We start from the raw sequence: 9,677 nt of genomic DNA on the forward strand, positions 1-9,677 counted from the left end.
CCTGCATGACCAGGACGGCCTCGAAGACGCCGAGCCGGACACGATGCGCCTGCGCCTCTACCACCTACCGGCCCGCCTCGCGCGTCACGCTCGCCGCCGCTTGCTCCGCATCGAGCAGACCTGGCCCTGGGCGGCAGCGTTCACCACCAGCTGGAACAGGCTCACGCAACTTCCGGCCGCCACCTGACGGCCGGCTCACACCCCGACGAGGACCAGGAAGGAGGACACCCCGCACCCTCCGGGCCCGTGGAACCCGGCGCACCCCGCGGCGTCACGCGACGGCCCGTCCTTCAACGGCGGAGGACATTACGGGCGAACAGCCGCACTGATCAGCGACCGAAACCCGCTGAAGAATCGAGGTTAGCAGAGCTATGTCGTGGTTACAGTACGGAAGGCATGCGCCGTACCGCGGACAATGATCCGGGTCGGATGCCTCTATCACCAGTGGCCGTATGTCTTCGAAGATGTCAACAAAGGCGTTTTCCAAGGGCACCTTCGTCACCGGGATGGGCTCGGCCTGGACAGGCACGACTGCGTCCGATCTGTGAGTCCTCCAACTCGTGTGCCCTCTGATGCCTTGTTAGAGCAGGCTACACCGTGTCGCATAGAGAACTGGCCATGACGTGAAGGTGTGCATGAAAAAGCGAGCAACTAAGGCTATTGCTGTGGCTGTCATCGTAGGGGGTGCCATCCTTACGACCAGTGGGACTGCGTCCGCCGCCGAGTGCAGTCGGCGGGTGTTGTAGCGGGTGATCCAGCCGAAGACCGCCAAGCGGCAGGCGCGGGCGCCGTCCCGAAGCGGCGGGCGCCGCGCAGTGTCTCGCGTTTGAGGCGGCGTTGAACGACTCGGCGAGTGCGTTGTCCGCGCTGGTGCCGACCGCTCCCATCGACTGCCGCACGCCCAACTCGGCACAGACTTCGGCAAATTGGCGGGAAGTGTACTGGGCTCCGTGATCGCTGTGGAAGACGGCGCCGGCCAGGCTGCCGCGGGTCCGCGGCGGCGGCCCGGAGCGCGTCGGCGACCAGGCTGCAGCACGACTTTACCCCCCCCGCAGCGTAAGCAGCCGCTGTCCAGGATCAGGGGGCACTTCAAGGTCACGTGCCGAAGGGGCGTGGACGAGAAGAAATACGCCAGGGGAAACACTTACCAGGCTCTGGAACGGGGCTACAGGCGCCTGTTTGTTCGACCGTATGAATGGGATCCACAACGGGAAAGGCCAACTAGGCCTGATCGAGAGCGAAATGCGATACCGCGCCTTCTGATACGGACCGAGTGGAGCGTGCGATGACACCGCATCAGATGCAGTTCCTCCTCCTGGACCTGGCGCTGATCGTCATGGTTACCCGGGCCGTGGGGGGCTTGTTCAGATGGCTGGGCCAGCCTCCTGTGCTGGGCGAGATCACCGCCGGCATCCTGCTGGGGCCAACTTTGTTCGGTACGGGCTTCACTCAGGCGGTGTTCCCACCCTACGCGCGGCCGCTGCTCGGCGCACTGGCCAATCTCGGCGTGGCACTGTTCCTATTGGGGGAGGGCATCGAGTTCGACCGTGGGCTGCTGCGCGGCCGAGCCCTCGTCGTCCCTGTACTCGCCGTGACCTCCGTTGCTGTGCCGTTCATGGTTGGCACCGGCACGGGGTTCTGGCTTTTCGCCGACCACGAGACCGTGTCACGGCCGGGATTCATCCTGTTCATGGGTGTCGCCATGTCGATCACGGCATTCCCTGTGTTGGCCCGAATCCTCGCCGACCGCGGGCTGAACCGGGACCGCCTCGGCGCCGTCGCACTGTCCGCAGCGGCCCTCACGGACGTCATCGCATGGTCCGTCTTCGCCGTGGTGATGACGGTCGTCGCCCGGGAGGGACAGCAGCCCGGGCGGATCATGCTGATTCCCGTCTACGGCATGGTGATGCTGTGTGCGGTCAGGCCCCTGCTACGCCGTCTGGACAGCAGCGACAGACTCCGTTCGGGGAACGCAGCGCTCACCATCGTCCTGACCGGGATGCTGTTGTCCGCGCTGGCCACGGAGTGGATCGGCCTGCACTTCCTGTTCGGGGCCTTTCTGTTCGGCGCCGTGCTGCCCCGCGACGGGGCGTTGACGCTCCGCACGGCATGGACACCCGGTATGAGGCGGATCTCTTCGACGCTGCTGCTCCCGGTGTACTTTCTGCTGGCCGGACTCAACGTCGACTTGTCCTCGTTGGGCACCCGTGGGTTCCTGGAGCTGGCAGGCATCTTGTGCGCGGCTGTCGCGGGGAAGGCCGGAACGGCGTTCGTGGTGGCCCGGCTCCACGGGATGGACCGTAGGGAAGCCGCGGTACTGGCCGCGCTGATGAACACCCGAGGACTCACCGAACTAATCGTCCTCACCATGGGTGTGCAGATCGGGGTGCTGGACAGCCGGCTCTACTCCGTCATGGTGGTCATGTCCCTGGTCACCACGGCCATGGCAGGGCCGGTCCTGGCTCTCCTCCCCGCAGCCGGCGACCAGCCGGCCTGGCCCACGCCTACCCCCTTGTCCACGGCCACCTCACGGCCGCGATCCACAGCCGGTTCAACGAAGTTCTGGGAGATCTTCCCCCGAGCCTGGTGCGGTCGGAACCGTTTGACCTCAATCGTCAAGGCCATCCGCACCGCGGAGCGGCAACGCTGAAAAGTTCAATGAGCCTGTTTCAGCCTGAAGTTGCTGGTCGTGGGGCTGGTGTGAGTGAGGTGGTGGTTGCTCGCGCAGGTCCTGGGCGGTTGCCGTGCATGTTGATCGTTTGCCAGTCGATGGGATGGATTTCCGTGGTTCGGCTGCCGGAGCGGGCGGCGGATTCATACGCTCTGTCCGGATCTTCTGGGAGGGGCAGCCGTGGACGACGTGCTGGAGCGGATCGCCGCACGGCGGGCGGAACTCGACGCGGCGGAGGAACAGCTGGTCAAGGAGTTGGAGGCGGTCCGGGCCGAACGGGAGGAACTCGCCTGCGCGGAGCGGGTGCTCATCCGGCTGCACGGGCAGGCCGAAGCAGAGACGGACGAGACCTCCGGGCCGGCCGCCGGGCAGGTCGCGGGCCGGGCGGTGCTGCTGGTGCCGCACCGGGAGAAAGGCATGGACGAGAAGGCTCTGCCCGAGGAGTACCGGAAGGTCTTCGACGTCGTCCGCTCGGCCGACGAGCCGGTGATGGCCCAGGACGTGTGCCGGCTGCTCTCGATCGATGTCGAGCCGCGGTTGCGTGAAGCGATGCGGAGCCGGCTGAACCGGCTGGCCGACCGGGGCTGGCTGCACAAGACCCCGACCGGGCGGTTCATCACCGTGCTGTGAGCCGGGCTGCGAAGCCTGGTTACTCGGGCCGTAACTGGAGTGCCCCCGGCGAGAGTTGGGGTTGTATGCGAAAGAACCTGAACTCCGCCGAGGGCACCGAGGCCCCTGTCTACCAAGTCCGCCTCCCGCTGTCCACGGCCACCATCTCCACCGTCACCCACCTGATCCGCGCCCACCTGAAGAAGATCGGGTCGCGGTGGCGCAAGCTGCCCGCGGCCGGATCGCGGTCATCGTCTTGGCCGTGCTCCGCCACGACCAGAGGCTTTGCGACATGGCCGGCGGCAACAACATCTCCGCCAGCACGGTCCGCCGCTGGGTACTGGAGGTGACCGGTCTGCTGGCCGCCCGCGCCGAACGCCTCGACCGGGCCTTGAGGAGAATCATCCGAAAGGGTGGTCATGCCGTCCTGCTCGACGGCACCCTCGTCCGCACCCACCGCCGCACCGGAAGCGACAACCGCCGCAACTACAGCGGGAAACACAAGTCCCACGGCCTGCTGTTCCTCGGCATCACCGACACCCACGGACGGCTGATCTGGATCTCCGCCGCCCGCCCCGGACGGTCCTCTGAGATCACCACCGCCCGCCACAACCACATCACCCGACATCTCCGCGAGGCCGGACTCGGTCCCCTCGCCGACCTCGGCTTCACCGGCCTGGACGACGACCCCGACAACCCAGTGATCATCACCGGCTTCAAGGCCGCCCGCACCAAGCCCCTCACCACGGCGAAGAAACAGGTCTACAAGCTGATCGCCGCCGAGCGAGCCGCCTGCGAGCACGCGTTCGCCCACCTCAAGAACTGGCGCATCCTGGCCAAGCTCCGCCTGGATGTCCGCCACGCCACCACGCTACTGCGTGCCCTCCTGGTCCTCACGAACCTTGAGGTCGCCCGCTGACAGACGATCTACAGCCCGGCCAACCAGCCACGACCAGCACGAGCACCCTGGAAAGCCATCACACCAGCCCCACGACCAGCAACTTCAGGCTGAAACAGGCTCAATGGGAGACTCTGTGGGGATCTTGGGATTCCATTGTCACTTTCCTTGGCGCCACCCCAGGGGGCGCGGGAGGGCGTGGGTGTCGAGGTACTGCCGGAAGGCCGTGGGGCGGCGCGGGCGGTAGGCGGAGTCTTCGGGTTCTTGTTCGCTGAGGCGGTCGATGTTGATGGCGATCGCGGTCAGGACGTGCTGGATGTGGGTCTTGGCGGTTCCGCGGTAGCGGCAGCGGCGGGCCCGATGGGCTCCAGCGAGTTCGTGGACGGTTCCCTCGACACCTGATCAGAAGTAAACCATCAGCGGGTAATCGATGGGTTTTGGCTGCTGACGGTGCGTGATGCCCGGTGTGACGCCCGGCTGTCGGGCGTGGTTGGATCACCTCGTGCCCGAGTTGGAGTCGTTGGTCGCATGGTGAGCTGGTCGAGCTCGCCCGCGAGCAGGCGGCCGAGCTTGAGGACCAGACGGTCCGTATCGATGCCCAGGCAGCGGTGATCAAGCGTCAGGACGGGCAGATCACAGATGCTGGCCACGCAACTCGCTGCGCTGATGAAGAACTTCGAGGTGCAGGCGGCCGAACTGGAGCGGCTCCGGCCTGGTGTCGCGCAACAGCTCCAACTCCTCCATGCCGCCCTCCGGTGACGACGGCCCGGGGCGCACCCCGCCACGCAAGCAGCGCCGCGCCAAGGGGACGGGGCGGGGCAAGGGCAGCAGCCGGGGCGCCGGGGACCGCGTTGCGCTGGCGGGAGCCGGGCGAGCTCGACCCGCGCCTGGACCGCTACCCCCAGGGCGTCTGCGGGTGCGGGGCCGACCTGTCCGACGCGGTGGACCTGGGCGTGGTCGACCACTACCAGCGACACGAGATGCCCCTGATCACCGTGACGGTCACGCAGTACGACCAGCACGCGGCGGTGTGCGGCTGCGGGCGCGTGCACGCCGCGAGGCGGCTGGACGGTCCGGGGCCGGACGGGCGGAGCACGGGCCGAACCTGCGCGCCCACGCCGGTCTACCTCCTCATCGTCGTCCACTTCGTCCCGGTCCACCGCATGGTCTACCCGGCCTTGGGGACGGTTCACCCGCGCGGTAGCCTCCGGAATGGACAGAGCGGGCACAGGGCGCAGCGACATCGCAGCCCCTCCCTTGCCTCTCCGCGAGACGGAACAGAACCCCACCAGACTGCCGCACCAAACAAGATCACCAAGGACAGTCACCGAATCCGCCAACAAACGGGTCAAGTTGACTGAGGAGGACTTCGCGACGCTCCGTCATGCCCCGCAACAGCGGAATAATCGAGCGGCCCGGAGTACGTCCATCTCCCGGGCCGCTCTCCGATACCACCCACCGTCCCAATTGGAGGGCAGGATGCCGGATGGGCAGTATCAGAAGACATACGACCCGAGGTGCACGGGGAAAGAGACACCCCGGGTCCGTATGCACACCACAGCAGCACAAGGCTCCCCACCAAGTGCTCGCGAGATGTGACGTCACCGCACGCTGTGGTTCCTCCATGATCACCCATAGGCCCCTGTCCCCACAGAGTCATACGACCCGCCCTCGCTGAGCCTTTCCCGGTAAGCGATGCTCACGGGGTGTGATCACTCTGTGACTCCGGGACCTCAACTCCCGGCAGGCGTGAGGCCCCTGGTAGGAACGATCTTGCGACAGAAAAGATCCGACCGGGGGGCCTCACGTGCCGACCAGGGTCACATACACCGCCGTGCTCGATGTGCGGCGGTCCACCGCCGAGCACCTGGCCCGGCTCCTGCGAGACCGTCGAGCCGAGATCGGTACTCGGTGCGGGCGCCGGGCCCTGGGCTGCTTCAAGCAGGCCGTGCTCATCCTTCGCTGGTTCATCGGCGGCACCCGCCTTGCCCAACTCGCCCGGGACAACAGCCTGTCCACCTCTACGGCCTACCGCTACCTGCACGAAGGGCTGTCGGTCCTGGCGGCCGGAGCCCCGGACCTCGCCACCGCCCTGGAGCGGGCGAAGGCGGCCGGCCTGACCCACCTCAACCTGGACGGCACGGTCATCCGCACCGACCGCGTCGCGGCCCCGGGCCCCAACGGCGCGGACCTGTGGTGGTCCGGGAAGCATCGCCATCACGGCGGCAACGTGCAGGTCATATCCACCCCCGACGGCTGGCCGATCTGGGTCTCGCCGGTGCGGCCCGGCCGCGAGCACGACACCACCTGCGCCCGCCGCCACGGCCTGATCGACGCGCTCAACCGCCTCGCCGCCGGGCTCGGCGTCCTGACCCTGGTCGACCTCGGCTACGAGAACGCCGGGGACGGCTTCCGTCACCCGGTCAAGAAGCCTGCGGGCGGTGAACTCACCGAAGCCCAGCAGACCTTCAACAAGGTCATCCGAGGCGTCCACGGCGTGTGCGAGCGGGCGAACTCCCTGCTCAAGACCACGTTCAAGGCGCTGCGGCGGGTCAGCCTCGACCCCGGCCGCATCAACCAGATCGCAGCCGCAGCCCTCGTCCTGCTCCAACTCGAGTACGACCGCACCACCTGAACGATCACGATCAGTCATGATCGTTTACTGGAAGAGGCTCACTCTCAGCCCGCTCTACCTTCTTGATCGGGTTGATCGAGCCATTCGTAGGGTTGGGGCGCCCAGGGGTGCTGGGTGTGGCTATCAGCCCGCTGCCGTCTCGTGGCTCTTGTGGCTTCGTCGCCCGGCACCCCACGACGGCTCGGCCGCCGATTAGGAAGTGCGAACAAGTCGCTGTGTAGAGCAATGCCGGCGAGTTCGTCCGTGGCACGCACAGAATGAACACGTATGTCAGGAGCACGATGAGCCGGATATGGGTGGGGATCGACAGCGGGAAGGGCCACCATCACGGCCTTGCGCTGGACGTGGACGGCAAGACTCTGCTGTCGCGGCGGGTCGCCAATGACGAGCCCGAGCTGCTGAAACTGATTGGCGACGTCCTGGATCTCGCCGACGGCCGCGAGGTCTAACGCAAGAGCCCTGGCCGAGACGGCCATCGAGGCCGCTGAACGCCAGCACACCGCCATCCCCGGGGAGAAAACCATAGCCAAGCTGGTCCACACCCTGGCCGAGGAGGTGATGGCCCTCAACGAGCAGAGCACCGAGACGGACAAGCTCATCGAGGGCCGGTTTCGCGAGCACGAACTCGCCGACATCCTCCTGAGTGTCCCCGGCATCGGCGCGACCCTCGGCGCCGAGTTCCTCGCCGCCGTCGGCGGCGACTTGGACGAGTTCGACTCCCCGGACACCTTGGCGGCCTTCGCCGGCACCGCCCCCGCACCTAGGGACTCGGGCAAGGTCAGCGGCAACCTGCACCGGCCGCTCGTCTATCACCGCAGACTCCAGCGCGTCTTCTACACCTCCGCGCTGGTCAGCGTCCGACACGACCCGAACTCACAGAAGTTCTACGACCGAGTCACGGTCGACCAGATCCGGCGGGCGGGGCGCCGATGCCTCCGGCACGGTGGTCCGCCGCCGCTGCCCGCGGATCACGCCCTCCAGACCCAGCTCGCCCATCAGCCGCTCGACGGTGCAGCGAGTCACGACGACGCCCTTGCGCTTGAGGGCGCGGGTGACCCGCCGGGCCCCGTAGGTGCCGCCCGACTCGGCGTGAACCTGCTCGATCAGCCGCATGAGCTGCTCGTCACGGAGCCGGCGGGCCGACTTCGGCCGCTTCTTGCGGGCGTAGTAGGCGGACTCGGACCAGCCGAGCACCCGGCATACGGGCCCGACCCCGAAGCCGCTGTCCTTCAGGCTGTCGATCACCTGGTCGGCCTCGTCCGGGGACGGTCGAGCTCCTGGCAAAAAGCGCACTCGCCGCTTTGAGAATCTCGTTCGCCCGCCTCAACTCCGCGTTCTCCCCACGGAGTTGCCTGAGCTCTTCCCGCTCGGCGCTGGTCAGCCGGTCGTCGCGTTCGCCGCTGTCCGCCTCGGCCTGGCGGACCCAGCCGCGCAGGGCCTCCTTGTGGATGCCCAGGTCCTTCGCGACATGCGCGATCGGACGGCCGGTGGTGCGGACCTCGCGGACGGCACGCTCACGGAGCTCGTCGGGGTATTTACAAGGCCGCGTAGTTAGGGCGAGATCGCGGTTGTCAAGAGGGTGGGACGGATCGGGGCATTTGCCATATACGAGAACGGGACCCCTGGTACAGCGAGGAAGCCGACCAAGGTCTTCCGGCTCGAAGGAGTCCCGTTGCCCAACCAGTGTGCCACCAGCGTGCTCACGCACTCCGTCGCTGTCGCCGAGGGCGTGTACGCGCCCGGACATCTGGGAGAACTGACACGGCAGTTCCCGTTCGAACTCGTCGATGATGTTCTGCTCCAGACCCGCACCATGCAGACGAGAGTGCGCAGTCTGCCGTCGCGCGTGGGCGTGTATTTCGTCCTGGCCCTGGCGCTCTTCCCCGGCCTGGGATACGCGCGGGTATGGGACAAACTCACCGCCGGCCTACGGCAGTTACGCACGCGGCGTACGTCGGAGAAGTCCCTGCGAGACCTGCGCCGCCGACTCGGGACGGCTCCGCTGGAGCTGCTGTTCACCGTCCTGGCCGGGCCCGTTGCCGGGCCCCGGACCCCGGGCGTGTGCTACCGGCGCTGGAGAACCGTCGCCTTCGACGGATGCAGCTCCGCCAAGGCCCCCGACCGGCCGCGGGTGTGCGCCTGGCTCGGCAAGCACAAGCACCGCTACGGCCGCCAAAGGACCGTGAGGCTGATCCGGGTCAAATGCCCCTATCGCCAGCGGCCACACGTCTTCGACGATATCAACGCAGATCTCAACGAAGGGCTCTGCATCGCCCTTTGTGCACAGAGAAACGACGTGAAGAGGTAGTCATGAAAAGGCTGGCAACAAACGCTACTGCTGTCGCTGTCATCGCAGGGGGTGTGATGTTTGCGACTGGTGGGGCTGCGTCCGCCGCAGGAGGGATCCCGAAGGGCTCCCGCGTCACTGGCAGTGCTATCAGTACGAACCAAGACACCGCGCAAGCCGGGGCCTTGAATAATGCTGCAGCTAGCTGCCAATCGGGGTTTCTTGATTCTTATACGGTAGGCTTTTACCATCAGGGAGAGAAGTGGTTCGCTGTGGCTAATGCCACTTGTGGGTGACGGGCTCAAGGCTAACCTCGATTCGTCAGCGGCTTTCGGTCGTTGATCGATGCAGCTGTTCGCCTGTAATGTCCTGTGCCGTTGGAGGACGCAGGGCTGACGCAAGGTCCGGGATTGAGACGTTTCCGCAGGTGAGCGGTCCGTGATGTGGAAGACCGAAGCTCGGTTGAGCGGGGTGACCTCCCAAGTCGCCCTGTGCCTACGGAGCTTCGGTGAATCGTCAGTCTGCCATGTGTGTGCCCGTGATGGAGTCGTTGTCGCTCGCGTCGGAGCGGACGTTG

The 9,677-nt window shown here is 66.7% G+C and carries 6 protein-coding genes and 5 pseudogenes; 7 read left to right on the plus strand and 4 right to left on the minus strand.

All coding sequences use genetic code 11. The features are described from left to right. Positions 1–187 (plus strand): annotated as a pseudogene (locus ABZZ74_RS50855) (IS1380 family transposase); the annotation flags it as partial. Between the two features lie 534 nt (positions 188–721). Here ABZZ74_RS50855 and ABZZ74_RS50860 read toward each other — a convergent pair. Next, a pseudogene (locus tag ABZZ74_RS50860) lies at positions 722–1,026 on the minus strand (DDE-type integrase/transposase/recombinase); the annotation flags it as partial. A gap of 259 nt (positions 1,027–1,285) precedes the next feature. Here ABZZ74_RS50860 and ABZZ74_RS50865 point away from each other — a divergent pair. The 3 genes from ABZZ74_RS50865 (at position 1,286) to ABZZ74_RS50875 (ending at position 4,199) form a co-directional block, all read left to right on the plus strand. Then, the gene (locus ABZZ74_RS50865; protein ID WP_356950939.1) at positions 1,286–2,650 is read left to right on the plus strand and encodes a cation:proton antiporter; all 1,365 of its coding nucleotides are present in this window, start codon (positions 1,286–1,288) and stop codon (positions 2,648–2,650) included. Between the two features lie 201 nt (positions 2,651–2,851). Then, positions 2,852–3,301 (plus strand): hypothetical protein, encoded by a 450-nt coding sequence (locus ABZZ74_RS50870; protein ID WP_356950940.1) that lies wholly within the window; start codon positions 2,852–2,854, stop codon positions 3,299–3,301. A 271-nt stretch (positions 3,302–3,572) separates the two neighbouring features. Next, on the plus strand, positions 3,573–4,199 hold the full coding sequence (locus ABZZ74_RS50875; RefSeq protein WP_356950941.1) for a transposase family protein: 627 nt from the start codon (positions 3,573–3,575) through the stop codon (positions 4,197–4,199). Between the two features lie 138 nt (positions 4,200–4,337). Here the strand turns inward: ABZZ74_RS50875 and ABZZ74_RS50880 are convergent. After that, positions 4,338–4,517 (minus strand): annotated as a pseudogene (locus tag ABZZ74_RS50880) (hypothetical protein); the annotation flags it as partial. Positions 4,518–5,985: 1,468 nt separating this feature from the next. On the opposite strand from ABZZ74_RS50880, the gene ABZZ74_RS50885 reads away from it, so the two are divergent. Both ABZZ74_RS50885 and ABZZ74_RS50890 read left to right on the plus strand, forming a co-directional pair. Further along, on the plus strand, positions 5,986–6,813 hold the full coding sequence (locus ABZZ74_RS50885; RefSeq protein ID WP_356950942.1) for a transposase family protein: 828 nt from the start codon (positions 5,986–5,988) through the stop codon (positions 6,811–6,813). Between the two features lie 281 nt (positions 6,814–7,094). Beyond that, positions 7,095–7,707 (plus strand): annotated as a pseudogene (locus ABZZ74_RS50890) (transposase); the annotation flags it as partial. Here ABZZ74_RS50890 and ABZZ74_RS50895 read toward each other — a convergent pair. Together ABZZ74_RS50895 and ABZZ74_RS50900 are read right to left on the minus strand one after the other, a co-directional pair. Further along, entirely contained in the window at positions 7,687–8,007 is a 321-nt protein-coding gene (locus ABZZ74_RS50895) for an IS3 family transposase (RefSeq protein ID WP_356950943.1), read from the minus strand. The pseudogene ABZZ74_RS50890 and the gene ABZZ74_RS50895 overlap by 21 nt on opposite strands. After that, the gene (locus tag ABZZ74_RS50900; RefSeq protein ID WP_356950944.1) at positions 7,937–8,560 is read right to left on the minus strand and encodes a transposase; all 624 of its coding nucleotides are present in this window, start codon (positions 8,558–8,560) and stop codon (positions 7,937–7,939) included. Before ABZZ74_RS50900 ends, ABZZ74_RS50895 begins: the two co-directional genes overlap by 71 nt. On the opposite strand from ABZZ74_RS50900, the pseudogene ABZZ74_RS50905 reads away from it, so the two are divergent. Further along, positions 8,486–8,983: pseudogene (locus ABZZ74_RS50905) on the plus strand (transposase domain-containing protein); the annotation flags it as partial. The gene ABZZ74_RS50900 and the pseudogene ABZZ74_RS50905 overlap by 75 nt on opposite strands. Positions 8,984–9,677: the final 694 nt, after the last annotated feature.

It is taken from the genome of Streptomyces sp. NPDC006476 (genome assembly GCF_040612015.1).
Taxonomy (GTDB): Bacteria; Actinomycetota; Actinomycetes; order Streptomycetales; family Streptomycetaceae; genus Streptomyces; species Streptomyces griseorubiginosus_B.